At 39.7% G+C, this 24,782-nt stretch carries 25 protein-coding genes; 5 read left to right on the forward strand and 20 right to left on the reverse strand.

The window, feature by feature from the left end; genetic code table 11:
* Positions 1-74 precede the first annotated feature (74 nt).
* Complete coding sequence (bioH, locus tag ATS71_RS03790) at positions 75-815, reverse strand: pimeloyl-ACP methyl ester esterase BioH (protein WP_058403608.1); 741 nt, start codon at positions 813-815, stop codon at positions 75-77.
* A 74-nt stretch (positions 816-889) separates the two neighbouring features.
* Here bioH and ATS71_RS03795 point away from each other — a divergent pair, with 74 nt between their 5' ends.
* The gene (locus tag ATS71_RS03795; protein WP_058403609.1) at positions 890-1,564 is read left to right on the forward strand and encodes a ComF family protein; all 675 of its coding nucleotides are present in this window, start codon (positions 890-892) and stop codon (positions 1,562-1,564) included.
* A 10-nt stretch (positions 1,565-1,574) separates the two neighbouring features.
* On the opposite strand, the gene ATS71_RS03800 is transcribed toward ATS71_RS03795, so the two are convergent.
* Positions 1,575-4,124 carry a M14 metallopeptidase family protein gene (locus tag ATS71_RS03800; protein WP_058403658.1) on the reverse strand — a complete coding sequence of 850 codons (2,550 nt, stop codon included), beginning with the start codon at positions 4,122-4,124 and terminating at the stop codon, positions 1,575-1,577.
* A gap of 149 nt (positions 4,125-4,273) precedes the next feature.
* On the opposite strand from ATS71_RS03800, the gene nfuA reads away from it, so the two are divergent.
* Both nfuA and ATS71_RS03810 read left to right on the forward strand, forming a co-directional pair.
* Positions 4,274-4,849, forward strand: coding sequence for a Fe-S biogenesis protein NfuA (gene nfuA / locus ATS71_RS03805; RefSeq protein WP_058403610.1), 576 nt, complete (start codon positions 4,274-4,276; stop codon positions 4,847-4,849).
* Between the two features lie 9 nt (positions 4,850-4,858).
* Positions 4,859-5,128, forward strand: a complete 270-nt coding sequence (locus tag ATS71_RS03810) for a hypothetical protein (protein WP_058403611.1) — start codon at positions 4,859-4,861, stop codon at positions 5,126-5,128.
* A 3-nt stretch (positions 5,129-5,131) separates the two neighbouring features.
* Here ATS71_RS03810 and ATS71_RS03815 read toward each other — a convergent pair whose 3' ends face one another.
* Positions 5,132-6,403: an MATE family efflux transporter gene (locus tag ATS71_RS03815; RefSeq protein ID WP_058403612.1), complete on the reverse strand. Its 1,272-nt coding sequence runs from the start codon at positions 6,401-6,403 to the stop codon at positions 5,132-5,134.
* Positions 6,404-6,445: 42 nt separating this feature from the next.
* On the opposite strand from ATS71_RS03815, the gene ATS71_RS03820 reads away from it, so the two are divergent.
* Positions 6,446-7,471: a polysaccharide deacetylase family protein gene (locus ATS71_RS03820; protein ID WP_058403659.1), complete on the forward strand. Its 1,026-nt coding sequence runs from the start codon at positions 6,446-6,448 to the stop codon at positions 7,469-7,471.
* 14 nt (positions 7,472-7,485) lie between these two features.
* Here ATS71_RS03820 and ATS71_RS03825 read toward each other — a convergent pair whose 3' ends face one another.
* The 13 genes from ATS71_RS03825 to ATS71_RS03885 form a co-directional block, all read right to left on the reverse strand.
* Positions 7,486-8,520: a protein-glutamate methylesterase/protein-glutamine glutaminase gene (locus tag ATS71_RS03825; RefSeq protein ID WP_058403613.1), complete on the reverse strand. Its 1,035-nt coding sequence runs from the start codon at positions 8,518-8,520 to the stop codon at positions 7,486-7,488.
* Between the two features lie 8 nt (positions 8,521-8,528).
* Positions 8,529-9,146, reverse strand: coding sequence for a chemoreceptor glutamine deamidase CheD (cheD, locus tag ATS71_RS03830; RefSeq protein ID WP_058403614.1), 618 nt, complete (start codon positions 9,144-9,146; stop codon positions 8,529-8,531).
* Positions 9,136-9,960, reverse strand: a complete 825-nt coding sequence (locus ATS71_RS03835) for a CheR family methyltransferase (protein WP_058403615.1) — start codon at positions 9,958-9,960, stop codon at positions 9,136-9,138. The genes cheD and ATS71_RS03835 overlap by 11 nt, the downstream gene beginning before the upstream one ends.
* A gap of 73 nt (positions 9,961-10,033) precedes the next feature.
* The gene (locus tag ATS71_RS03840; RefSeq protein ID WP_058403660.1) at positions 10,034-12,733 is read right to left on the reverse strand and encodes a methyl-accepting chemotaxis protein; all 2,700 of its coding nucleotides are present in this window, start codon (positions 12,731-12,733) and stop codon (positions 10,034-10,036) included.
* Between the two features lie 50 nt (positions 12,734-12,783).
* Complete coding sequence (locus tag ATS71_RS03845) at positions 12,784-13,248, reverse strand: chemotaxis protein CheW (RefSeq protein WP_058403616.1); 465 nt, start codon at positions 13,246-13,248, stop codon at positions 12,784-12,786.
* Entirely contained in the window at positions 13,245-15,359 is a 2,115-nt protein-coding gene (locus ATS71_RS03850; protein ID WP_058403617.1) for a chemotaxis protein CheA, read from the reverse strand. Before ATS71_RS03850 ends, ATS71_RS03845 begins: the two co-directional genes overlap by 4 nt.
* Before the next feature lie 14 nt (positions 15,360-15,373).
* Positions 15,374-15,736, reverse strand: a complete 363-nt coding sequence (locus ATS71_RS03855) for a response regulator (RefSeq protein ID WP_058403618.1) — start codon at positions 15,734-15,736, stop codon at positions 15,374-15,376.
* 8 nt (positions 15,737-15,744) lie between these two features.
* A complete protein-coding gene (locus tag ATS71_RS03860) occupies positions 15,745-16,041 on the reverse strand; it encodes an STAS domain-containing protein (protein WP_082653586.1) in 297 nt (98 codons plus the stop codon).
* A 151-nt stretch (positions 16,042-16,192) separates the two neighbouring features.
* Positions 16,193-16,804, reverse strand: coding sequence for an SCO family protein (locus tag ATS71_RS03865; RefSeq protein ID WP_058403619.1), 612 nt, complete (start codon positions 16,802-16,804; stop codon positions 16,193-16,195).
* Positions 16,801-17,730 carry a heme o synthase gene (gene cyoE / locus ATS71_RS03870; RefSeq protein ID WP_058403620.1) on the reverse strand — a complete coding sequence of 310 codons (930 nt, stop codon included), beginning with the start codon at positions 17,728-17,730 and terminating at the stop codon, positions 16,801-16,803. The genes ATS71_RS03865 and cyoE overlap by 4 nt, the downstream gene beginning before the upstream one ends.
* A gap of 12 nt (positions 17,731-17,742) precedes the next feature.
* Positions 17,743-18,732 carry a COX15/CtaA family protein gene (locus ATS71_RS03875; RefSeq protein ID WP_058403621.1) on the reverse strand — a complete coding sequence of 330 codons (990 nt, stop codon included), beginning with the start codon at positions 18,730-18,732 and terminating at the stop codon, positions 17,743-17,745.
* Between the two features lie 22 nt (positions 18,733-18,754).
* Positions 18,755-19,249, reverse strand: a complete 495-nt coding sequence (locus tag ATS71_RS03880) for a hypothetical protein (RefSeq protein ID WP_058403622.1) — start codon at positions 19,247-19,249, stop codon at positions 18,755-18,757.
* Positions 19,239-19,979, reverse strand: coding sequence for an SURF1 family protein (locus ATS71_RS03885; RefSeq protein WP_058403623.1), 741 nt, complete (start codon positions 19,977-19,979; stop codon positions 19,239-19,241). Before ATS71_RS03885 ends, ATS71_RS03880 begins: the two co-directional genes overlap by 11 nt.
* 14 nt (positions 19,980-19,993) lie before the next feature.
* Between ATS71_RS03885 and ATS71_RS19345 the strand changes: the two genes are divergently transcribed.
* Positions 19,994-20,305, forward strand: coding sequence for a DUF2909 domain-containing protein (locus ATS71_RS19345; RefSeq protein WP_082653587.1), 312 nt, complete (start codon positions 19,994-19,996; stop codon positions 20,303-20,305).
* Here ATS71_RS19345 and ATS71_RS03890 read toward each other — a convergent pair.
* The 4 genes from ATS71_RS03890 to coxB are packed head-to-tail and all read right to left on the reverse strand — an operon-like array spanning position 20,205 to position 24,380.
* Positions 20,205-21,080: a cytochrome c oxidase subunit 3 gene (locus ATS71_RS03890; RefSeq protein ID WP_058403624.1), complete on the reverse strand. Its 876-nt coding sequence runs from the start codon at positions 21,078-21,080 to the stop codon at positions 20,205-20,207. The genes ATS71_RS19345 and ATS71_RS03890 overlap by 101 nt on opposite strands.
* A 35-nt stretch (positions 21,081-21,115) precedes the next feature.
* Entirely contained in the window at positions 21,116-21,646 is a 531-nt protein-coding gene (locus tag ATS71_RS03895; protein ID WP_058403625.1) for a cytochrome c oxidase assembly protein, read from the reverse strand.
* Positions 21,646-23,238 carry a cytochrome c oxidase subunit I gene (gene ctaD, locus ATS71_RS03900; protein WP_058403626.1) on the reverse strand — a complete coding sequence of 531 codons (1,593 nt, stop codon included), beginning with the start codon at positions 23,236-23,238 and terminating at the stop codon, positions 21,646-21,648. The genes ATS71_RS03895 and ctaD overlap by 1 nt, the downstream gene beginning before the upstream one ends.
* The gene (coxB, locus tag ATS71_RS03905) at positions 23,238-24,380 is read right to left on the reverse strand and encodes a cytochrome c oxidase subunit II (protein WP_058403627.1); all 1,143 of its coding nucleotides are present in this window, start codon (positions 24,378-24,380) and stop codon (positions 23,238-23,240) included. Before coxB ends, ctaD begins: the two co-directional genes overlap by 1 nt.
* Positions 24,381-24,782 lie beyond the last annotated feature (402 nt).

Below are 24,782 nucleotides of genomic sequence, written 5' to 3' on the forward strand. Positions count from 1 at the left end.
CTTAAATATTGTTTAATTATCGCTCAGTTTATGCGCAAAATAAAGCTTTACTAGGCACAATGACCGTTGCATTTTTAAAGCATTGATTTAACGATAGATAAAAACTCACCTTTGTGAGAAATAAACGGTGCATGAGATGCTTTATCTATTACTTGGTATTCAAACTCAGCATTTAGTACTGACATTGTAGCTATTGCTTTATACGGCACTAATGCATCTAAGCGACCAAATATACCCATAATTTTTACCGGACACGTTGCAAATAAATCGCGTAAATCGTCATTTTGTAAAATATCTAAACCGGCGGCTAACGCCTCATTATTGGGTGCTGAATATTGGTTTAGCAATTGTTTAAGCTGTTTTATGTCGTCTCTGGCCGACTCACTTCCCATAGCCTGGATAGTCAAAAAGCGTTCAATGGTTTTTTCTCTATGATTAACCAATTGGTCTTTAAACTGAGTTAGTACTTTTTCACTAATTCCTGGCCATTCGTCCTGCTCTGCAAAATAAGGCGTAGATGCCACTAAAATAACCTTAGACACTTTTTCAGGCCAATGCTTTGCAATGTATAAAGCAAACAAACCACCTAAAGACCACCCCATTAAAATAGAATCAGGTTTTAAATGTTGGCTTAATTGCATAGCGGCATCATGCAAATTATACGGGGTTGGTAATGTGGTTGCGCTATTGCCAAACCCTGGTAAATCAAGGCTACGCACTACGCCTGTATATACGTTTTCAAGCTCTGGCAGTATAAGCTGCCAAACGCCTTTATTCATTCCCCAACCATGTAAAAGTACTAACTCTTTTTGCATATTTGCATAATCTTAACCAAACTTAGGCTCATAATAACGTTTAAAAAGATGATTGCAATGCAGGGCACTATCTCATGAAAGGTCTGTTTAACTGGCTGTTTCCATCCTACTGCGTACAATGCAAAAGCCCTGTATGCGCTGATCTGGGTTTATGTGGTTATTGCTTAGAAGATTTAGCATTAATAGATGTAACCAAACACCCAAATTTACTTCATCGCCCTGATATTGTTGATATGTTTCCTAACTGCGAATTTGAAAGGTTATTTGCTTGCGCTTTTTACCGCCCTCCATTTGAACAGTGGTTAACTCAACTTAAATTTAGTAACCAAATACATTACAAAAAAACACTTCAACAAATTGTACAAAAGCAGCTCGATGCGTTTTTTACATGTAGTACGCAATCCCCTGATTTATTTATAATTTTACCTTTGCACAAAAGCCGCTTTTTAAAGCGAGGTTTTAATCAAGTAAGCCAAGTATGGCACCCTTGTTTACGCTCTCGCGTTGTTTTAAGTAATGCGCTTATTCGCAATAAAAAAACCCATGCACAATCGCAACTCACTAAAGCAAAGCGTATTAAAAATCTGACTAATGCATTTATATGTACTGAAGACATGAGTGGCAAAACAGTTGCTATTGTTGATGATATTATGACAACCGGCGCAACATTAAATGCCGCAACTCAGGCTTTAAAAAAGGCAGGCGCCAAACAGGTGTGGGCATTTACAACCTGTTTAACGCCAATTTAGTTAATTTATTTTACTGCCCACTCGCGCGGAATGTATGGCCAAAAAACAGTGCATTACTGAGTAATCGGCTTGTACCATACCAGTAACCTCTAAATACAGGGTTGTCGGTCATAGCAATAACACTGCCGCGTCCGTACGAATGTGCTATTAAACCAGCGCCTTCAGCTACTTGCTCTACATTTACAGAGTCTGTAAAGCCTGCTAATAACGGGCGTTTTGTATAAGTAAGTACATTAACAAATGGGGCTTCTGACGCTTCCAGTAACCATGTACTGTTTTTAAATACCGGTAAGGTGTCGCGCGTCAGTGAGAAGGTCATTGGGTGCGTTAAATCCACGCTAGTATTAAAAATAGCCCCAGCAATACGCTGACGCCCCGCTAGATGATCTTTATCGCCATAGCTGAGGCCTTCAGTTTTGAAAGCGCCGGCTAAATCCTGTCGCGATAAATAATTTGCTTTAAGTAATTGCTGGTCGACTAAAAATTTAGCACCGCCTTTATGACCCCAAATAACCCCGCCTTTTCTTACCCAGCTTTTAATCGCTACTTTTTCTGCATCGGTTAAGCTAGTGTAATTACCGTGGGCCAACACAATGTGACTATAATCACTGAGCTCAAGCGAGCTTAAACGCGTCATTTCAACAATCGTAGGGGCAATACCTACAAACCTATCTAGGTAATACCACACTTCACCTACTTCGTACTGGCTAGTGCCTTGGCCGCCAACCAGTAAAACCTTAGGTGCTTTAACAACTGCCATAGAGCGTGAACCCAAATCAGCACCTTTACTCGTTAAACCTGTTGTAATAGGTTTTATGGCAATGCCAAATTCACTTTGTGCAGTGTTTAACAAAGCAATCCAGTTTTGCTGTGTTTGCAAACCAGCCGGAATAATAATACTACCTGGTTCAAAATTTATGTCGCCCGCGCTCGATTTGGCCGTTAAGGCACTCAGTGCTACTCGTGCTTTTATACCTTGCTTTAATAATGTATTTAACATTTTAGGCGCTAAGTAGTCGTCCCATGCAAAACCAAACGCGTACGCAGACTCTAAACTTGCTAAGGGTGCTTTAGGTTCGCTACTCCAAGGCGTGTCTGCAACGCCTAGCCCCCAGTTACTTTTTACTTTTGCAAAAGGTAGATTAAATGCGTGCGCTAATGTCCAGCCAGATACATCGTAAAATGTATTATCTGCAAAGTTTTTCTGCTCGCTAAATATCGCTTTAACTAAACGATATTGGGGCTGGGCTAAAGGGACGTAGTAGCTGTTAGTAGTAAAGTTTATGCCACCTGCTGTTAATGGTTTAGTAAGCTCGAATGCCTCTATTTTATGTTGTTTTAATAGCGCTAAAAAGTCGGTAATGCGAGTGCTGTCTTTTGCACCTTCAACCACGTAACCTGCAAAGTTTTCGTCACCTGCAAGCTCTGTTGCTTGATTATAAAATTTAGCTTGATAGTCAAGCAACGCTTGGCGATTTTCGACCGCCGCTTTAAAGGTAGATAAGCTCGTTAATAGCTGATTTTTTATCGTAAATGGAAATGTTAAAGGGCCATTAATGGTCTCTTGTATATGGCCACGAGAGCTTGCTTGCTCAAACAAAATACCAATCCCCCCGTTTACATCTGGGTAAGTTGAACCTTTTCCATAGTAAAAATCGTCAAAGCTTTCTTCTGTAAAATACAGTGCATTATTTTCATCCAATGTTTTGGCATGATAATTAGCAATTGCTTTGGTTAATGTTACGTTTTCAACTGGCGTAATTGGGTGCTTTCTGCTTGGAATGCCCGGCTGAAAAAAGTAGCTGCTGTTTGGGCCCATTTCATGAAAATCGGTAAGTACGTTTGGTTTCCACTGATGAAATTTAGCAATACGCGCACGCGATTCAGGGTGCTGTAGTAATAGCCAATCTCGGTTTAAATCAAACCAATAATGATTAGTGCGGCTGCTTGGCCAGTTTTCGGTATGCTCGCGAGTTTTTGGATCTGACGACAAATTCATGCCGCGATTGCTGTTTGCCCAATTTGCAAAACGTGCAAGTCCGTCGGGGTTTAGTGATGGGTCGAGTAAAATAACCGTGTTATTTAATAAATTGTTTATTTCATCACCCTGTGCTGCAGCTAAGTAATAAGCCGTTAAGAGCGATGCATTACTACCCGATGACTCGTTACCGTGCACGCTGTAACCCATCCACACAACTGCAGGTTCATCTTTTGCTTTTTTGCTGTTATTACCCAAGCGAGCCAAGTGCGTTTGGCGTATTTGCTCTATTTGAGTTAACTTATTTGGCGCTGTAACCGTTAGCATTACCAGTGGTCGTTGCTCATGTGTGCGGCCAATTATCTCAAAGTTTATTCTATCGCTCTTTTGAGCAAGTACTTCCATGTAGCGTACGAGCTGGTCGTGCCTTACATGCCACTCACCAACTTGATAACCTAATACCTCTTCTGGTGTAGGGATGGTTGGATCGAATACAACATCGTCTTCAAAATAGTACGAAAGCGGTTTTGCTACACTTGAAAAGCTCAGCATTACCACCATTATTGTTATTAATAAACGCATATAGATCACTCTAAAAATGTTTGTTAATTGCACGCTAGCATTGCTTAAAATAGATGCCAACTTTTTACGCTCAACACTAGCCGCAACACGATGAGCGGAGTATGATATGCAGTATCCGAGTAATTTAGTCAGGTATAAAGCCGTTTTTTATGATTTCTATTTCCGAAACAGCACAAGCACATTTTGCTAAACTATTAGCAGATCAATCACAACAGACCAATATTCGCGTTTTTGTTGTAAACCCTGGTACATCACAAGCCGAGTGTGGTGTTTCTTATTGCCCAGAAGACGCCGTTGAAGACAGCGATATTCGATTAAACTTTAATGGGTTTGATGCCGTTGTTGATGCTGAAAGTGCTCCTTTTTTAGAAGAAGCTGAAATTGATTTTGTTACCGACAAAATGGGAACTCAGCTAACACTCAAAGCACCTAATGCAAAAGCACGTAAAATTGGTGATGATGCATCATTAAACGAACGTGTTCAGCACATGCTTGAAACAGAAGTTAACCCGCAACTAGCTAACCATGGCGGCCAAGTAAGCCTAGTAGAAATTACAGCTGCTGGCGTTGCAGTGCTTCAGTTTGGTGGCGGTTGTAATGGGTGTTCTATGATTGATGTAACGTTAAAAGAAGGCATCGAGAAAGAAATGATTGCTAAGTTTGACGAGATCACAGGTGTTGCAGATATTACTGATCACGAAGCTGGCGACCATTCTTACTATTAAGCCTAGTAAATGCTAAAGCCTCTCATATACCGCTTAGGGAGCAACCCTAAGCTAAGTTTAAAGCGGTTTTTTCGCGGCATAGCACTGTTTGTGCTAGCCGTGATTTTTATTTTTGCGGGTTACTATAGCCATTATAGTTTGCAAATTATTGGTGTTTTAATTTTAATACCTGCGCTATTTTTTGCTTTTTGGGGCTACAGTGGCATTTTTGCCAATCGCTTTTCGCAAGTAATTAAAGACATAGGGCCAAAATATCACGATCCAGATCTATGGAAATAAATCTTAATCTAGCAGTTGATTATTAGCCTTAAGTTTTTGATATTTAATTATTAATGTAACTCCACGCATTAGCATAAAACAGCTCATCGCAAGCCATAACCCATTATTTTGCCAATCAATAAATACCCAAAACACACCAAAAAAACCAACAGCTGCCGAAAGCAACATACTATTTCGCATATCCTTAGCACGGGTTAAACCAACAAATACACCATCAAATAAAAAACAGCTCATAGCTAATAATGGCAAAGCAATTACCCACGGTAAATATTGCGTGGCCTCATTAATAACCTCAGGTACATTGGTCAGTAGCGTAATTATATGTGCACCAAACACAGCAAAAAACAGGCTATAAACCACGCCAAACAACATTCCCCAAAATACACTTATTTTTACCCACAGTTGTATTTTACTTATACTCTGCTGACCTTTAGCTTGGCCTACTTTAGCCTCACTTGCGTAAGCTATGCCATCTAACGCAAAACTAACTAACATCAAAAAATTTAGTAACACGGCATTCGCTGCAAGGGTTGTTTCGCCAATACGCGCACCATAAAAAGTCATAAAGCTAAAACACAACTGAAGTATTAAAGACCGGATAAAAATGTCGCGATTTAAACTCAATAACCCTGCCATTTTTTTGAAGCTAAACCAGTGCGGAGTACTTAAAGCTACACCTTGTTTTTTTGCCAGTTTAGTCACTAAAAACAGCGCAAATACGAGCGCAGTATAATCAGCGATTAACGATGCCCATGCAGCGCCTGCAACAGCCCAATCTAAAAAAACAACAAAATAAATATCGAGCACAATGTTTACACTATTTGTCACCAACAATAGGTAAAAAGGCCCTCGTCCATAATGGACGCCTAGCATCCAACCTAATAAAACTAAATTACATAATGCCGCTGGCGCGCTAAAAATTCGAATACTAAAATAAGTGTAGGCTTCGCTTAGCACCGCATTATTCGCGTCTGATAAAAACGCTATGGCATGCTTTATTAAAGGAGACATAGCAATAAGAAATAATGCCACTATACTGGCAAGTAATAGGCTTCGTTTGAGTAAAGCTGCTAGCTGGGTTAAGTCATTTTGGCCATAGGCTTGTGCAACCATGCCGGTCGTGCTCATTCTTAAAAAACCCGCGAGCCAAAATAAAATGGATATAACGGCTGAGCCTAGCGCAATACCAGCCAAATAATGTGCACTGCCTAAATGGCCAATAACCGCGGTATCAACTATTCCTAACAGTGGCACGGTGATATTTGATAATATCATTGGTCCTGCTAACAACAGCAAGCTTTTATGGTGTGCTTTATTATGTATAAGAAATTGTTTCATTTGGTATTATTTACTCTTATTGGTTTATCTTTACGTGCTAATGCTGGTGTTATTTTACAGTACCACCATGTAAGTGAAACCCTGCCGGCGGTTACGAGTGTGAGCGAAGAAACGTTTACAGAGCATCTAAACTATTTAAAAAATAATGATTTTAATGTTATTGCCTTAAATGAACTACTTGATGCTTTAAAGCAAGGCCATACCTTACCTGATAAAACCGTCGCCATCACGTTTGATGATGGTTACAATAATAATTTTGATCAAGCTGCTCCAATATTAGAAAAGTTTGGCTACCCTTATACAATTTTTGTTAACCCTAAACTAATAGACGAAGGTAAACGCTATGTGATGGGGTGGGATAAACTGAAAGAGCTGAGCAAAAAAGGCGCACTTATAAGTAACCACACCGCACAGCATGACTATTTACATGTAAAACTTGACGGTGAAACTAATGCGCAATGGAAAGAGCGTATAACTCAAGATATTGTTAATTCACAACAACGTATAAAAGATGAAATAGGCCACGACTTTAAGTATTTAGCCTACCCCTACGGAGAGTTTGATAACGAGTTACAAGCTTTAGTGACAGAGCTTGGCTATATAGGCATTGGCCAGCATTCAGGTGCACTAAGCAAACACGCTAACTTTAGTCGCTTACCCCGCTTTCCTGCATCTGGCGTTTACAGTGACATAAAAACACTGGCAACCAAATTAAATTCTCAGGCATTTAATATCACTCAATTAAGCTACGGTAATAGCGTAACAAAGCAAAACCCGCCTGCGTTAACTATTTCGTTTAAAGTGGAGGATTTTAAAAAAGCTCAACTGGCTTGTTATGTTTCAGGTATTGGTAAAGCTAATTTAGACTGGTTAACTGATACAACAGTAGAAGTAACCTCTCCTAAAACACTTAACAAAGGCCGTTCACGCTTTAATTGTACAGCGCCTTCAATTAAAAAACCGAATAGCTATTATTGGTTTTCTCAGCCTTGGGTTATTCAATAAATTTAAGCCTATACTTACTTAGTTATAACTGCATGGCTTAACAACTTCTCAGCCATTTTATCAAGTGCAGCCACTTCATTGGCTGCATTTATATCAATTGCAGCTTTTGGCATCCCCCACACAACTGACGAGTATTCATCTTGTGCTAATGTGTATGCGCCGTTTTGCTTAAGTGCTAATAGCCCTTTAGCCCCATCAGCGCCCATACCTGTAAGTATTGTTGCAACCACATTTTTTGCCCCACAATGTACGAGCGAATCAAATAATACGTCGACTGCCGGCTTATGCCGATTTACAGGCTCGCTATCATCGAGTTGGCAATAAAGAGCAGCCCCACGTTTTTGTATACTTAAATGAAGCCCACCAGGGGCAATATAAGCCCAACCAGAACTAAGCTTGTCACCATGCTGCGCCTCTTTCACGTTAATTAAACATGTTCTATCCATACGCTCGGCAAACGATGCACTAAACACGGGAGGAATATGCTGAGTAATAACAATAGGCGGGCAATTAACGGGCATTTTTATTAGTACTTCTTTTATTGCCTCGGTGCCGCCGGTAGATGCCCCTATAGCAATCACTTTATTTAATAAAAACTTAGTATCCGTAAGTATGGGCTTAGCATCGGGTGGCGCTTTTTTAAAGCTTCGTATCCGTGCACCTGCCGCAATTCTCACCTTTTGCTGAACGAGTGACGCGTAGTGATTCATTTGCGCTCTTACATTACTAGTCGGTTTAGCAATAAAATCAACAGCACCTAGCTCTAATGCCTCTAATGTTATAGGCGATCCTTTTTGCGTGAGCGTAGAAATCATAACAACAGGCATAGGCCTTAGGCGCATTAGGTTTTTTAAAAAGCTAATCCCATCCATTTTTGGCATTTCTACGTCTAAGGTAAGTACATCGGGATTAAGTTTTTTTATCATTTCGCGTGCTTGGTATGGATCTTCTGCACAACCAACAACATTAATATCGCTGGCTTGTTGCAGTATCTCTGTAAGCAACCCTCTAATTAAAGGGGAGTCATCGATTATTAATACATTTATCATAGCGACTCCTAAAACAACTCTATATTCGATACCACTTCTTGCTTTTTAAGGTTTTGCAAGTAACGTACTTCGCGCTTTTCAATGGTGTCGTTATGTAATTTTTTAAGTTTTTTCATATACACTTTACCCGTTTGTGGATGAAAAAATATTTTTCTAGGCCACGGGCCGCCCATATCATGGGCCACTAAATTTAAGGCTTCTTCTTTAACATAGGCGGTAGCAAAACTGATATTACCCAGCCCAATATCTGTCATTGCACTAATTATTTTTCCGCCACCAAATAGCTTAATTTTTAAATTATGACGAGACGCCCCGTTTTTTAATACTTCGTTTATCAGGTACTCCATAGCCCAATTACCATAGCGGCAATTTAAACCATGCGCGCTTTTAAGCTCTACACCTTTTTGTATCGGCAACATAAAATGATTCATCCCACCAATACCTAATACTTCATCGTAAACACAGGCAGCAATACATGAGCCAAGTACAGTTGAAATCAATTCATTATTTTTAGATACATAAAATTCTCCTGGAAGCAATTTGGCAACTACATGATCTCTTCCTGAATCCCAGTAACGCTTAATGTGTTCAAAACTGGGCAAAACACTTCTAAATTCAGCCTGCATGTGCTCTCAGTTGATACATAGTTTTTCCTAAATTTTTATAATTTGAGTGCTCTTTTCCCATACTTTCAGAGTGACCTAAAAATAAGTAGCCGTGCTCGCTTAGTATATTTGCATAGCGTTTAAATAAATGATCTTTAGTTTCTTTATCAAAATAAATAACCACGTTACGGCACAAAATAAGATCAAAGGGCCCTTTCATTGGCCAGTCCTGCAATAGGTTTAAACGTTTAAAAGAAATACATTCGCGTAACTTGTCTTTCACTTTATAATGTTCGCCGTCTTTGCTTTTTAAAAACCAACGCTTTAAATGAAAGTCGTCTAAGCCATTTACGTTTGCTGCGGTATACACACCTTTTTGCGCTTTTTCTAACACGTTAGAATCTAAATCGGTGGCTAAAATTTTTACATCCCAATTACTTGGAAACGCATTATTTAGCGTCATCGCTAAACTGTAAGGCTCTTCTCCTGTTGAGCAGCCTGCAGACCATATTCTCACGCGCTTAGTGTCTTTATTTGATTTTAGTAAACTAGGTACAAGCTCAGATTTAATAAATTCAAAATGATGAAATTCACGAAAAAAAGACGTCAAATTAGTGGTAATTGCATTTATAAACGCATCAAATTCTTTGTCTTTATGCGTGTCTAGGTAGGCTAAGTAGGCTTTAAAGTCGTTTAATTTCAGCGCTCTTATTCGCCTTGCTAAACGTGAGTACACCATTTCACGTTTATGATCGCCCAAAACAATACCGCAAGCGTTGTACACTAAATTAGCAATGTCTTTAAAATCGCGATCGGTACACAAAAACTCTTTCATTAGCAGCTCTCATACATAGCAGTAAGTGCGGCCTTATTGAGCGTTTTCTTAATAAGGCCTTTAATCATAAAAATTAAAATTCTTCCCACTCGTCTGCCGAGTCAATAAAGTTATCGCCTCTTGGCTTGCTTTGTACTGCGTTATTTTGTGGTTTGTGAGCTAAACTTGGGGTATTCATCGTGGGCGACATAATAGCCATGTCTTGCTGGCCTAGTGAAAAGAAGTTAAGAAGCCTACGCATTTCATTTGCTTGCTCAGCCATAGATTCACCTGCTGCCGATGCTTCTTCTACTAAGGCTGCATTTTGCTGAGTCATTTCATCCATTTGAGAAATAGCTTTATTTACTTGTTCTATTCCTGCACTTTGCTCTTCAGACGCCTCTGTAATATCTGAAATCATTTGCGTCACTTTTTGTACCGACACCACAATTTCTTTCAGCGTTGCACCTGACTCATTCACAAGCTGAGAGCCATCTGCCACTTTACCTACGCTATCTCTTATCAGCTCTTTAATTTCTTTTGCTGCACCTGCAGAGCGTTGAGCTAAATTACGCACCTCACCCGCAACCACCGCAAAACCACGCCCTTGCTCACCGGCTCTTGCTGCTTCAACCGCCGCATTAAGTGCAAGCAAGTTAGTTTGAAATGCAATTTCGTCAATCACACCAATAATATCGGCAATTTTCTTACTCGATTCATTAATCGCTGACATACTCGTCACAGCGCGATTAACCACTTCACCACCCTGAATCGCTTTATCGCATGTTTCTTCTGCGAGCGTATTTGCCACTTTGGCATTGTCTGCATTTTGACGGACCGTACTCGTCATTTCTTCCATGCTTGAGGCTGTTTCTTCCAGTGATGATGCTTGCTCTTCCGTACGCTGACTTAAATCTGCGTTCCCCTGAGAAATTTCTTCTGCGCCACTGGCCACCAAGGTCGCTGATGAGCTTATACGATTAATAACCTCCGTTAATTTATCTGCAGTGGTGTTTGCATCGCGTTTTAATTTATCAAACGAGCCTTTGTATTCTTTTTCAATTCGCTTAGATAGGTCGCCAGTTGCCAAGGCATCTAGCATATTGCCAGTATCTGCGACCGCATCGTCTACAATTTTAACCAGACTGTTTAACCCTTGTGCCAAGCGTAAAAAGAACCCTTCTTTACCCTCTTCCATTACACGCGTATCGAGGTCCCCCTCTCCTGCAGCACTTACTAATTGTGCTATTTCTCTTTCTATTGCAACTTCTGAGGTTCTATCTTCCCACTCTACAACAGTGCCAATTCTCTCTTGCTCTGGGGTTATTATTGGGTTTGCAACCAAACCAAATGTGCGTCCACCAACCTTTATTTGCGTGCTGTAAGTATCTTTTAACGTTGCTAATAAGTTTTGTTGGTGCGCTGGGTTTTTATGAAATACATCAATATTTTGATTAAGCAGATTTTTGCTATCAAAATTAGGTAAGTCTTTTCGAAGGTCATTTTCAGCAATGCTCATCATGCTTCTAACGGCTTTATTCATGTACACAATGACATTTGATGAATCTGCAATCATGGTATTGGTTGCAACAGTATCAAGCGCTTGGCGCACACGACGGTTTTCTTGCGCGATTGCACGCTCAGCGTCAGCTTTAGCAACCTTATCAGTAATATCGTCCCACTCAACAATAGTACCGAGTTTTTTGCCTTCTTGGCTGTACCATGGCGTCGCTATTAATGTAAAAATCAACCCCGCTAAACGCAGCTCTGCTTTGTAAGGTTTATCTAAATTTTTTAGTAATTCTCGTTGATGCGACGGCTTTTTATGAAAATCATCAACACAAGTCCCCACTAAATTATCAACAGAAAAGTGTGGTAATACCGTTTGTAGGTCTTTTTCACGCGCTTTTAGCATGTCTTGCACGCGTTCGTTTACAAAAACAATATTAAGGTCTTGATCTGCAATCATTACATTTGCTTGGCATACTTTTAAGGCGCTAGCTAGGTCTGCAGCTTTGCGTGAAGATTTTTCTAACTCTTTTTGAGCTGTTATATCAGACGCATATTTAATTACTTTAAAGGGCTTACCATTCATGTCGTAAATTGGGTTATAAGAAGCCTGAATCCAAATTTCTTGACCCTGCTTTCCTATTCTTAAATACTCACCCGAGTCAAATTCACCACGCCCTAATTTAGCCCAAAAAGTTTTATATTCATCACTTGCTGCGTATTCAGGTGTAACAAATATTCGATGGTGCTGGCCCATGATGTCGTTAAGCTGATACCCCAAGGTGTTTAAAAAATTATCGTTTGCATCAATAATAGTGCCGTCTAAATTAAACTCTATAACTGCTTGAGACTTACTAATTGCATTTATTTGTCCTCTTGCCTCTGCTGAAACGAGCTTTTGTGCTGTTATATCCGTCGCAAATTTCACAACCTTAATGACTTGCCCCTGAGAGTTCACAATTGGATTATAGGTGGCCTGAATCCACACTTCTTTACCACTTTTAGTAATGCGTCTAAACTCTTGAGATATAAATTCGCCGTTATTCAATCGCAGCCAAAAATGTTTGTAGTCACTTTCTTGAGCTTCAGTATCATCCACAAATAAAGAGTGGTGCTGGCCTTGAATTTCTTCTAGTTGATATTCCATTACGCGAAGAAAGTTAGCATTAGCGGTAATAATTTTTCCGCTTGGCTCAAACTCAATCACAGCTAATGACTTATTTAATGCACTTATAATTAAATCATTATTTGATTCAGACTGTTTTGGATTACTAAACCATCCCATGCTCATCACCACCTTTAAGTTATTTTTACTTTATTTAGCAAATACTGACTCTAAATATTCATTGTTTTTTGTAAGTCGATTAACGCCACCATTTTCTCGCCCACGTTAACTAACCCTGCCACATAATCGTCGTTATTTGTTTCTGAAATACTTGGAACCGCTTTAGCATCTTGCTCTGCAATACTGTAAACCTCAGAAACCGCATCAACGGTAATACCAATAATTTTACTGTCTTGTTCAAACTCTATTTTTACTACAATCACCACTGTAAGCGGCCCGTACTCTATACTGGGCAAGCCAAACCGCAGCCTTAAATCAATAATCGGCACTATGGTGCCACGCAAATTAATAACCCCTTTTACAAACTCGGGAGCGTTGGGTAAAACGGTTATCTCTTCCCAGCTACGAATTTCTTGTACAGTTAAAATATCTACACCGTATTCTTCATCAGCCATGATGAATGTTAAAAACTGTTTCACGCCCTTTTGCTGCTGCAGATTAAGCTCAGAAATCATAGCGCCTCCAAAGCAGCTTGCGACTCAATACTTAACTCTTGACTGCCCGGTTTTTTTAAACCTGAAAGTTTTATTAACCCGCTTATATCAACTATCAATGAAACCCGCCCATCACCCAAAATAGTCGCGCCGGATATGCCATCTACTTTTTGATAGTTTGCCTCTAAACTTTTAATTACCACCTGTTGTTGCGATAAGAGGTCATCTACCAATAAACCCACTTTTTGGTTGTCGGTTTCTACAACAACAAGTAAAGTTTTATCGAGAGATTCAATGGCATTATCATGATTAAAAATATCGTAGAGCCTTAAAATTGGAATATATTCATCACGTAACCTAAGTACATCAAGGTTTTTTCCTACACGGCTTACCTTGGCAATATCAATTTGCAGCGATTCAACAATAGAAATGAGCGGAATAATATAAGTATGCTGGGCAACTTTAACTAACTGACCATCTAAAATAGCCAGTGTAAGTGGTAACCTAATTGTAAATGTTGAGCCTACCCCTGGTGCAGATGTGACTTCTACAGAACCATTTAAAGACTGGATATTACGCTTAACGACATCCATACCAACACCCCGGCCAGATAAGTCACTCACCTCATCCATAGTGGAAAAGCCTGGCATAAATATCAGCTCGTTAATTTCTTCATCGCTCAGGTGGTTGTCGGCAGAAATTAGCTCATTTGCAATGGCTTTTTCTTGGATTTTTTTGGTGTTTAACCCTTGTCCATCATCCATTATTTCAATAACAATATTTCCACCTTGATGGAATGCATTTAAGGTCACCGTTCCTACAGGATCTTTTCCGGCTTGCAGTCTTTTCTCAACAGTTTCTAAGCCATGATCTAATGAGTTTCTAACTAAATGAACCATAGGATCGGAAATTTTTTCCATTACTGTTTTGTCTAATTCGGTTTGCTCGCCTATCAGCTTCAATTCAACCTGTTTATTTAGCTTTTGCGCAATGTCGCGTACCAAACGTGGGAAACGGCTAAATACAAAATTAATTGGCAACATGCGGATACGCATTACGTTTTCTTGCAAATCGCGGGTGTTGTGCGCAAGTTGCGCTAAGCCTTCTTGCAATGCAGTAATAGTAGCCGGCGTAATGTCTTGCTCGCTAAGCTGATTAAGCATAGCCTGAGTAATAACAAGCTCACCGACCATGTTTATTAATGAGTCAACTTTATCAATCCCGACGCGAATGGAAGTAGATTCGGGCGTTGTTGATTTTTTATTGGCACTCGCAGAGGTGGGCTTTATGGGCTTAGCCTGTTTCGTCGGCTCTGTTATTGGCTCTGGGGTCAAAGGCTCTAGGGTAGGTGCTGCGTCATTACCAACAGCGTTGCTATCGATTATGTTGGTTGCTGATGCTGGTATATCATCGGTAAATAAGCCACCGCATAATTCAATAGTAATATCAGCGTCATCTTCAACCCATTCGAACACTTCTTTAATCGCGCTTTTCCCATGACTGGTATTTAAAAAAAAACGCCAATGTAAAAAGCACTCATCACTACTTAAATCAGTTATTTCAGGGACTTCATCGTAAAAAACAGTGGTATCTAGCTCGCCTAATTGCTCAAGCTCACTAATCATAATGAGTGGCTCATTGCCTGTTTTAAATAAGTGATGATGCGGCTTAAAGTCTATTTGGTAAGTATCGCTATCGGGTTGGTTGTCAGAGGGTTGAGTGGTGGACTCTTGTGTTGCGCCCTTTATTCCTAGCACCTCTTCAAATTGTGCTCGTAGTGTATCGGCTTCAGTTAAGTCGGGCGCTTGCTCTGCTTGCAACCCAGCGAGTAACGATCTAAGGCAATCAACCGCTTTAAGTAATAAATTAACGTGCTCGGTTGTCAGGGTGCGCTCACCTTGGCGAATTTGATCCAGTAAAGTTTCAAGTACGTGAGTAAAGTCAGACACCGATGAAAAACCAAACGTCCCACTCCCCCCTTTTATTGAATGAGCGGCTCTAAAAATAGTGTTAATAGTTTCTAAGTCTTCCTCACCAGGCACTAAGTTTAAAAGCTCAGCTTCCATGGTATCAAGGCCTTCAAAACTCTCTTCAAAGAAAACTTCAAAAAATTGACTTAAATCTATGCTCACTTTGCGCTCCTTGACTAACGAATAACCTTTTTAATCACCGCTAGTAACTGCTCTGGATTAAATGGCTTTACTATCCAACCTGTTGCACCAGCCTCTTTACCTTCTACTTTTTTTTCTAGACCCGACTCGGTGGTTAGCATAAGTAGTGGCGTAAATTTATAGTCAGGTAATGTACGTAGCTCCCGTATTAATGTAATGCCATCCATAATGGGCATGTTTACATCTGAAATAACCGCATCAAAACCTTGCTGCTTAGCAATAGCCAATGCTTCACTGCCGTCTTTGGCCTCTGTCACATCAAAGCCTGCGGTTTTTAAAGTAAAGCTCACCATCTGACGCATAGACGCTGAATCATCAACTGCTAAGATTTTTTTCATATAAACCTCTAACTATTTATCTCGATTGTTAAATAATGGCTTAAGCCAAGCTGATTAATGGTATGTGCTAATGCTGCACTGCTACCTACCCATATAATTTTATGCTGTATAGTAAGTAAGTGTTTTTGAAGCGCACATAACAGCTGAATAGATGCAGTATCTGCAGACACGACATCGCTAATATCAAGACTGATGTCGTCGTTGCTATTGAGTTCTTGTAGTAAGTCTTGGTGGAGCGTTTCAACTCGGGTAATCACAAGTTCGCTTGGAAGTTTTAACATGTAAAATTGTGTAATCCCTTTCATTTCAATTCATAACAAAAGCTTAGCTCTAGTTGTTAAAATTGCCATAAAAGGGTCAAAAAAAATTTTAATAAATTTATAAACAGGAATGAAAAAAACAAAAAAGGGAGCCTAAAGCCCCCTTAAAATACGTGAAAAATTAAAAAGTCAGTTTTTAGTAGTAGTTTGCAATAACTTTAAACTCTTGCGTTAATTGAGTTGAATTAATAAGCGGTACACTACCTTGCTTAAACTCAGGTTTAAAAATAGCTCTTAGCGCTCCAGTATCATCAACCAACGCAACTGATGCACTATGATCAACCGCATAATCAGCTTTTGTTGTATCACTAATTGCGTAAATTAAGCCAAGCTCTCTTACTACTGGAAAAAGATCTTTGTGCTGCCCAGAAACAGCCAAAAAATTTGGGTTAAAGTAATCTATATATTGTTTTCGCTTTTCTGCTGTATCTCTATTTGGATCGACCGATACAAACCATATTTGCAACGGGTAATCAGCTTCCAGCTCTTTATAAACAGCGTTTAACTTAGCCAACGTTAACGGGCAAATATCGGGACAACTTGTGTACCCTAAAAACACTAAATTCCATTGCCCCTTAAATTGCGCTTTTGTCACCGGTTCGTCGAGCTGATTTTTTAACGTAAAATCCGAAAGTGATTTAGCGTTTTCATAAACAAGTGCATTTAAATTTTGAGGATCGTTTTCACTTGAGCATGCTGATAAAAATAAACTTAAAATAACAATTACTAAAAGCCAGAGTCGCTTCATAAAGGGAACCATTTATCTATAAATAAGATCACGAAGAGTACCATTAAATGCACTATCGAAAAACGAAATAAATCCATAGCCTTGTCGTTATTAGCTGCAAATTTTAACTTAATGGCTTTATACATAAACACACTATTAAGCACACAAGCACCGACTAAGTAAATACCTCCTGACATACCAATTAAGTATGGCATCACACACACTAAAGCGAGTAAAACTGAGTATGCAACCACACATGTTTTACAAAAGTCGATACCATGTGTTACCGGCAACATTGGAATTTTTGCACGCTCGTAATCACTTTTTCGAGCAATAGCTAAAGCCCAAAAATGGGGGGGGGTCCAGGTAAATATAATCATAACCAGCAACCATGGCGCTGCTGCCATTTGATTTGTTTCAGATACCCAACCAAGCAATGGCGGCATCGCTCCAGCAAGTCCGCCTATTACAATATTTTGAGGTGTCGCGCGTTTTAAAAATGACGTATAAATAAAGGCATAACCCACTAATGCAAATAACGTTAATATTGCTGTAAGCGTATTAGCCCACACCGTAAGCATGATAAAACCAGTAACCCCAATACTTGCCGCAAACGTTAATGCATGTGTTTTACTTAAACGCCCTTTAGCAACAGGCCGATGACGCGTTCTTGCCATTTTAGAGTCTATTTCGCTATCCACTACATGATTAATAACGGCGGCCGCAGCAGATAACAGGCCTATTCCTAATAAGCTAATAACTTGAACGCCTATTCCACGCCCAACATCAGGGGCTAATGCTAATCCAACCCAGGCTGTTAAAACCAACATAGCCACTACTTTAAATTTACTAATGGCTAAGTAATCTTGTAATAAGTCGTAAGCACGCACACTAAGTGATTGAGTATGAACAGGCTGTATTGTTTTTTTGTTTATTGTTAGTGCCATTATATTTCTCCTTTATGTGCTTGATTTTAGGTAATAACACAACCTAACCATACTTAATAACAGTATGGCAGCCATTAAGTTATGCGCCAGTGCAATCCCCAACGGAAAGTGCCAATGTACCAAAATAAGCCCTAAGCTAATTTGGCAAAATAAAGTGACCAATACCGCTATTACGCAGCTTTTAATTTTTTGAGAATAAGCGTGGCTGTAAATTTTCCACATAACAAGCGCCAATACGATGCAGGTCACTAATGCCCAAATGCGGTGTAATAAATGGATAGACATTCTTGCTTGCTGTGACAGCACACCAAACTCGTAGTTGCTATGCTCAAGCGGTAATTGAAAAACACTACTCAACGAAAAAGGCTGAGCGTAATCACATAAAGGTAAACCATTACAGTGTGGTGCTGCGTAATTTGCCGCAAGCCAGCCGCCAAGCGCTATTTGTAAAATCAGCACAAAAAGCGCAATCAAACTCAATCCGAAGTGCTGCTTAGCGCCCTCATCTCCGCCCATAATAGGTTTTGCTGTTAACCTTAAATACAGCAAAGTAATCAGCGATAAGATACTAAAGCCACCTAGCAAATGCCCCATTACAATAAGTGGCTGCAGATTCATAGTGACAGTCCACATCCCTAATGCAGCCTGAAACACAACAAGCAATAACAACAAAGATGTTAGCTTTAATGGGGTAGTTGGAAATTGACGCTTTAAAAAAGCAACAATAAACAACGCTAGAATCATCAGCCCTAAGGTGCCAGCAAAATACCTATGAATCATTTCTTTCCAGGCTTTCGCTTTTTCAAACACCATGTCAGGGTAACTTTGTGTCGCTAAAGCAATATCAGCTTCGTGTTTAGGAACCGTTAAAAAACCGTAACACCCCGGCCAATCTGGACAACCCAGTCCGGCATCACTCAAACGAGTGTAAGCACCCAGAGCAACAACCACTAAAGCAAAAAGTCCGGTTAATAAAACCCAATTTTTATAATTTTTATACATCTTTTACCTCACACTAACCGTGTTAGCTTGAACGAGAATAGTTAAGTAGTTTTTTTAAATCCTTTAATAACCCCTTTTGAACTAAGCGGTTTTCTTGAGGCTTTACTTTATAAGGGTACTCAAGCACCACAAGCCCCATATGATCAATTAAATACAAACTAGCTGGCGTTAAATTTGGTTGCTGAGCCATTTTTTTCCATGGTAAATCTGCTTGTGAAGGGCTTCCCATAACAGCCATATCAACCTTGCCTTGGTTTTTTCCTAGCGCTATATAAAGATTATTAAGCGCCTCAAGCTGCTCGCTACATGACGCGCTGCACTCACTCGAATAATTAAGCGCTATAGTCCATTGTTTAGGGTTATCGTTTTGCCAATTTTTTAGCTTTATTTCTTCATTTAGAAATTCACCATGATTTGTAACCGCACTGGGTAACCAATCAAATTTGAGCGCGCTATAAGCTAAAAGCAAAGGAATAGCACAACAGGTTACAAACAATAAAAGGGGTTTATTTTTCATTTTTTTTCCTTTTTTTACTCGCAAAAATGGCAACAACAACACATGAAAACGCGATTAAAAACCACTGTAAGGCATAGGCATTATGTTTTTGTGGGCTCATTACAACCGCTTTGTAATGCGGTATCGCCATTTCATCACCTTCACCTTGGCGGTAAGCCATAAAGTTAACTAATGGGATGTTTGTTTGCGATTTTATAAAACTTAAGTCGATTGATTGAATGCGTTTGGGCAGATCACCACTCGCGGTTTTATCTTCTAGAGTAAAACTACTGAGGTTATTCTCTTTAATTTGTGCTTTGACCGTAAACTCACCTTGGGGCAAAACCACTTTGGGTAAAAAATCACGTGATACTGGGGCTCTGACCCAGCCTAAATTAACCAATACTGCACGCGTATCATTATTTGGTTTTAACAGAGCTAGTAAGTCGTAACCCACTTGCCCGTTATATACTTGATTATCTAACAACCAGTAATGTTCGCTTAAAAATGTCCCTTTAAGCTCAACTAATACGCCGGTTTTATTCCATTGTTTTGGTAACTCAAGCAACTGCGACCAATTCATAACACCATGAGTTTGTATTTGAGCAATGGCAGTAAGCTGTTGCTGTTTTTTTTCACCTCGTTCTAATTGCCAAAAGCCTAGGTGCACACATACAAGCACAACAACCACAACCATACAAATTGTGATTATTGAACTAAGCTTTTGTTTGTGCCTTAAAACTACTTGCATAAAGGGTCAACTCAGTGATTATTAAAATTATTATTGTACTGTTGTTAATGTTTATACTTTTTAACTTATTTAGAGCGTTATTTATTATGGTGTCAGGGAAAACAAACGGACGACCTATGTCTCATTTTTTAGGTCGCCGAGTGTTGTTTTCGGTTATTGTATTAGTGGTTGCAATTGCAGCAGTTAAGCTCGGTTTTATAAAGGCAAACAGTTCGCCCATAAACGTTACAGCACATATACAAATACAAATAAACACAGCCATACCACATCAACAAAATGCCAATACCAAGCAGCAGCTTGAAAGGCAAAGTGCTTTTCTTTTGTGAAATGCCCTTTTAATATTCGTATTAAAATAACAAATAAAAGTACGGCTCCAAGCGTGACATGCATGCCATGAAAACCAGTAAGCAAAAAGAATGTGTTCCCGTAAACACCGGCATCTAATGTTAAGTTTAGGTCGTTATATGCATGAACATATTCTTCTACTTGTAATGCTAAAAAGCACACGCCTAATAGCACCGTAAGCCCTAAAAATACTTTAAGTGGTTTGCGTTTATTGTTTTCCATTGCTACATGAGCAAAATGCAAAGTAACTGATGACGCGATTAAAATTAACGTATTAATTAGTGGTAGCCCTTGCCAACCCATAGCTTGCGTTGTGTCTCCCGAAGGTGTAACAACTAAAGGCCACATAGCTTCAAAAGTAGGCCACAAAACCTCATTGGTCATAGCATTGTTACCCGCGCCACCTAACCAAGGCACCGAAATCATACGCGCGTAAAATAACGCACCAAAAAAGGCCATAAAAAACATAACCTCAGAAAAAATAAACCAACTCATGCCTTGTCGAAAAGAGCGATCCATTTGCGCAGAGTACAACCCCTGATCTGACTCATGTATAACGTTTCTAAACCAGCTAAATAACATATACAGAAGAACGGCTATACCGGCATAAAGCAAATAAACACCGCTACCCCCTTCCTTTCCAACCTCCATAACAGTTAAGCCTGCGCCTACGGCGATAAAAAATAATGCAACCGCCCCTACAATAGGCCACGGACTTTGCTCTGGTACGTAATAATGCTCATATTCTTGATTCATTTTACTTGCTCCTAGTTTCACACTAGTATTAAACGCTAGTTATTACTGGCTACTAGCTGTTCACTAATATCAAATACGGTATAAGATAAAGTTAGCTCTTCAACATCACTTGGAAGCGCTGTATCAACATAAAAAAGCAATTTAAATTCGAGCTCTTCTCCCGCTTTTAGGGGTTGTTGATCAAAGCAAAAACAGGCCATTTTGTGTAAATATTTTGCTGCTTTCCCAGGTGAAACAGACGGCACAGCCTGCATAACTTTATCGAGTTCGCTACTATTTTTTGCGCTAAAAACGACTTCTCGCATTTCTCCGGGTTTTACAACCACACTGTACTCTTTTGATTTCACTTCAAAAGGTGCACCACTTTGCGCATGGGTAGTAAAACTCACGCTGACGTCCCTTGTTTGCTGAACCATAGTACTTTGTTGTGCTTGCTCTAACGATGGCTTCCCATTAAGCCCTGTTAAATCACAAAACACGTCGTATAACGGCACTAAGGCAAACGCAAACGCAAACATACCTATGCTGATAAGTATTAGGCGCTTAAGAAGTGGTGCATGTGTCATTACTTAATTTCCGGTGGTGTTGAAAATGTGTGGTATGGCGCTGGCGAATCAACTTCCCACTCCAGCCCTTCTGCACCATCCCAAACTTTAGCAGGGACTTTTTCGCCACCTCTGGCACATTTAAAAACAACCACCACAAACAACAGTTGAGATAAACCAAATGCAAAGCCACCAATACTTATAATTGCGTTGAAGTCTGCAAATTGCAGTGCATAGTCCGGAATACGACGAGGCATACCAGCTAATCCCACAAAATGCATTGGGAAAAACAGCACATTTACACTGACTAACGACAACCAAAAGTGCCATTTAGCCAACGTGATATTAAACATATTGCCGGTCCATTTGGGCAGCCAGTAATAAGCACCGGCCATGATTGAAAATACCGCACCGGTCACTAATACATAGTGAAAATGAGCCACTACAAAATAAGTATCGTGGTATTGAAAGTCGGCGGGGGTAATAGCAAGCATCAACCCTGAAAAACCACCTAATGTAAACAACACTATAAAGGCAATACTGAACATCATAGGCACTTCAAAGCTAATCGAACCGCGCCACATGGTGGCTACCCAATTAAATACTTTAACGCCAGTGGGTACCGATATCAGCATTGTTGAATACATAAAAAATAGCTCTGCAGCTACCGGCATACCGGTGGTGAACATGTGATGCGCCCACACAATAAAGCTCAGCAATGCTATAGATGACGTGGCATAAACCATTGATGCATAACCAAATAGCTTTTTACGCGAGAAAGTAGGCACTATGGTTGAAATAATACCGAAGGCAGGCAAAATCATGATGTAAACTTCAGGGTGACCAAAAAACCAAAATATATGCTGAAACATCACCGGATCGCCACCGCCGGCAGCATCAAAAAAGCTAGTCGCAAAATATTTATCGGTTAAAACCATGGTCACCGCGCCTGCCAAAACAGGCATAACAGCAATGAGCAAAAATGCCGTTATTAGCCATGTCCATACAAACAGAGGGAGTTTCATCCACGTCATACCAGGAGCGCGTAAGTTAACTATAGTAACCACCACGTTAATAGCCCCCATAATCGAGCTAATGCCCATTATGTGCACAGCAAATACAAATAAGGCAGTATTGTCATTACTGTATGTGGTTGAAAGCGGAGCATAAAAAGTCCAGCCAAAAGCAGGGCCCCCTCCAGGCATAAATAAAGACGCAAGCAAAATTAAAAATGCGAAAGGTAAAATCCAAAAACTCCAGTTGTTCATTCTAGGTAATGCCATATCTGGCGCACCTATCATTAACGGTATCATCCAATTGGCTAATCCCGTAAAAGCCGGCATAACGGCACCAAACACCATTATTAAACCGTGAACTGTGGTCATTTGATTAAAAAAGTGAGGGTCGACTAACTGTAATCCTGGCTGAAATAACTCGGCCCTGATCACCATAGCCATTGCGCCACCAATTAAAAACATGGTCAGCGAAAATATTAAATATAAGCTACCAATATCTTTATGATTAGTTGTATAAAGCCAGCGTTTAAAGCCTTTAGCTGGGTGATGAGCATGGTGCGCTTCGTTGGCATTAGGTTGTTCTGCTATGCTACTCATTAGTTAGCCTCCGCGTCGGCATCAAGTGCTGCTTGAATCTCACTAGGCTGAATAACATCACCGGTATCGTTACCCCATGCATTGCGCTTGTAAGTAATAACCGCAGCCAATTGTTTTATAGATAACTGCTTGGCAAATGATTGCATTGCCGTACCTGGGCTACCATAAATAAGTATGTCTATATGACCTTTTATATCTCCAAGTACAATTGGGCTGCCTTTAAGCGCCGGAAATACGCCCGGCAATCCCATACCTGTAGGCTGATGACACGCGGCACAACTTGCCATGTATACCTGAGCACCCAGCTCCATTAACTCTTCTTTTGGTAATGTTTGATCAAGTAAAGCTGCATCAGCTAAAGCAGCTTTTTGTTTAGCTTGTTTAGCGTCGGCAAGCCATACTTTAAAATCAGCTTCAGATTTAGCCTCAACTACAACAGGCATAAATCCATGATCTTTACCACACAGCTCAGCACACTGGCCTCGGTAAATCCCTTCTTCGTTTATGTTGGTCCATGTTTCGTTAATAAAGCCCGGATTTGCGTCTTTTTTAACGGCAAAGTCTGGTACCCACCAAGAGTGAATAACATCATCTGAGGTCATTAAAAAACGAATTTTTTTATTAATTGGCAGTACGAGGGGTTTATCTACCTCAAGCAAATAATTTGGGTTTTTATCTGCTAAATTGGTAATTTCATCTTGAGAGGTTGCAAGCATTGAGTAAAACTCTACGTCTTCTCCCATGTATTCATAATGCCATTTCCACTGCGAGCCAGTCACTTTAATTGTTAAGTCGGCTTTACTGGCATCTTCCATCGCTATTAACGTTTTTGTAGCTGGCACTGCCATCGCAATTAATATAACAAATGGTATAGCAGTCCAAAGAATTTCTACTTTAGTACTTTCGTGGAATTGAGCGGGAACCGCCCCTTTAGATTTTCGATGATGAATGAGTGCCCAAAGCATGATGGCAAACACTATTATTCCAATTACACAACATATAAAAAATATGGTCATGTGTAATTCGTAAACATTTTCACTTATATCTGTAACGCCCTTGCGCATATTATATTGGCTGTTGGCCAACGCTAACTGCGGAAAAACACACAATATAAGCCACAAGGTACAACTAAGTTTACCCATGTGACGACTCCTTTGATGCTGTTGCTAGTGCAAAGCGAAGAGGCATACGGCTTAAACGCCAATTCGTTATTTTTATTTTTGTATTAATGCCATTTGATTTATAAAAAAATTGGCATTCACTGCGCTAGCAACAAATTTATTGTGTGTGCTCAAAACTTAAAAGCGATGAGTATTGCCAGCGTCAGTTCATTAACAATTAGTTAATATTTAACCAGCATGCAAGTTTTTTGTATTAAAAACAAACAATAAATATGTAAAAAGTAGAGAGTTGATTTAGTTTAGCGTAGAAAAAAGTAGCTAAAATCGAGAGTTAGTAAGGGCTGAGAATGAAATAAGGAGTATGAATAAAAAAAACAAATTTAAAAAAATAAAAATGCGCACCAAAATAGTGCGCAATTTATA

The sequence above is a fragment of the Pseudoalteromonas sp. H71 genome (assembly GCF_001468485.1).
Classification (GTDB): Bacteria; Pseudomonadota; Gammaproteobacteria; order Enterobacterales; family Alteromonadaceae; genus Pseudoalteromonas.

Coding starts and splice junctions, on each gene's coding strand:
- ATS71_RS03895 (WP_058403625.1), bottom strand. CDS start 21,646: ATGACACATGCACCACTTCTTAAGCGCCTAATACTTATCAGCATAGGT.
- ATS71_RS03860 (WP_082653586.1), bottom strand. CDS start 16,041: ATGAAAGGGATTACACAATTTTACATGTTAAAACTTCCAAGCGAACTT.
- ATS71_RS03855 (WP_058403618.1), bottom strand. CDS start 15,736: ATGAAAAAAATCTTAGCAGTTGATGATTCAGCGTCTATGCGTCAGATG.
- ATS71_RS03885 (WP_058403623.1), bottom strand. CDS start 19,979: ATGCAAGTAGTTTTAAGGCACAAACAAAAGCTTAGTTCAATAATCACA.
- ATS71_RS03875 (WP_058403621.1), bottom strand. CDS start 18,732: ATGTATAAAAATTATAAAAATTGGGTTTTATTAACCGGACTTTTTGCT.
- bioH (WP_058403608.1), bottom strand. CDS start 815: ATGCAAAAAGAGTTAGTACTTTTACATGGTTGGGGAATGAATAAAGGC.
- ATS71_RS03800 (WP_058403658.1), bottom strand. CDS start 4,124: ATGCGTTTATTAATAACAATAATGGTGGTAATGCTGAGCTTTTCAAGT.
- ATS71_RS03840 (WP_058403660.1), bottom strand. CDS start 12,733: ATGGGATGGTTTAGTAATCCAAAACAGTCTGAATCAAATAATGATTTA.
- ATS71_RS03810 (WP_058403611.1), top strand. CDS start 4,859: ATGCTAAAGCCTCTCATATACCGCTTAGGGAGCAACCCTAAGCTAAGT.
- ctaD (WP_058403626.1), bottom strand. CDS start 23,238: ATGAGTAGCATAGCAGAACAACCTAATGCCAACGAAGCGCACCATGCT.
- ATS71_RS03845 (WP_058403616.1), bottom strand. CDS start 13,248: ATGATTTCTGAGCTTAATCTGCAGCAGCAAAAGGGCGTGAAACAGTTT.
- nfuA (WP_058403610.1), top strand. CDS start 4,274: ATGATTTCTATTTCCGAAACAGCACAAGCACATTTTGCTAAACTATTA.
- cheD (WP_058403614.1), bottom strand. CDS start 9,146: ATGCAGGCTGAATTTAGAAGTGTTTTGCCCAGTTTTGAACACATTAAG.
- ATS71_RS03890 (WP_058403624.1), bottom strand. CDS start 21,080: ATGAATCAAGAATATGAGCATTATTACGTACCAGAGCAAAGTCCGTGG.
- ATS71_RS03825 (WP_058403613.1), bottom strand. CDS start 8,520: ATGATAAATGTATTAATAATCGATGACTCCCCTTTAATTAGAGGGTTG.
- ATS71_RS03880 (WP_058403622.1), bottom strand. CDS start 19,249: ATGAAAAATAAACCCCTTTTATTGTTTGTAACCTGTTGTGCTATTCCT.
- ATS71_RS03820 (WP_058403659.1), top strand. CDS start 6,446: ATGTATAAGAAATTGTTTCATTTGGTATTATTTACTCTTATTGGTTTA.
- ATS71_RS03795 (WP_058403609.1), top strand. CDS start 890: ATGAAAGGTCTGTTTAACTGGCTGTTTCCATCCTACTGCGTACAATGC.
- ATS71_RS03865 (WP_058403619.1), bottom strand. CDS start 16,804: ATGAAGCGACTCTGGCTTTTAGTAATTGTTATTTTAAGTTTATTTTTA.
- ATS71_RS03815 (WP_058403612.1), bottom strand. CDS start 6,403: ATGATATTATCAAATATCACCGTGCCACTGTTAGGAATAGTTGATACC.
- ATS71_RS03835 (WP_058403615.1), bottom strand. CDS start 9,960: ATGAAAGAGTTTTTGTGTACCGATCGCGATTTTAAAGACATTGCTAAT.
- cyoE (WP_058403620.1), bottom strand. CDS start 17,730: ATGGCACTAACAATAAACAAAAAAACAATACAGCCTGTTCATACTCAA.
- coxB (WP_058403627.1), bottom strand. CDS start 24,380: ATGGGTAAACTTAGTTGTACCTTGTGGCTTATATTGTGTGTTTTTCCG.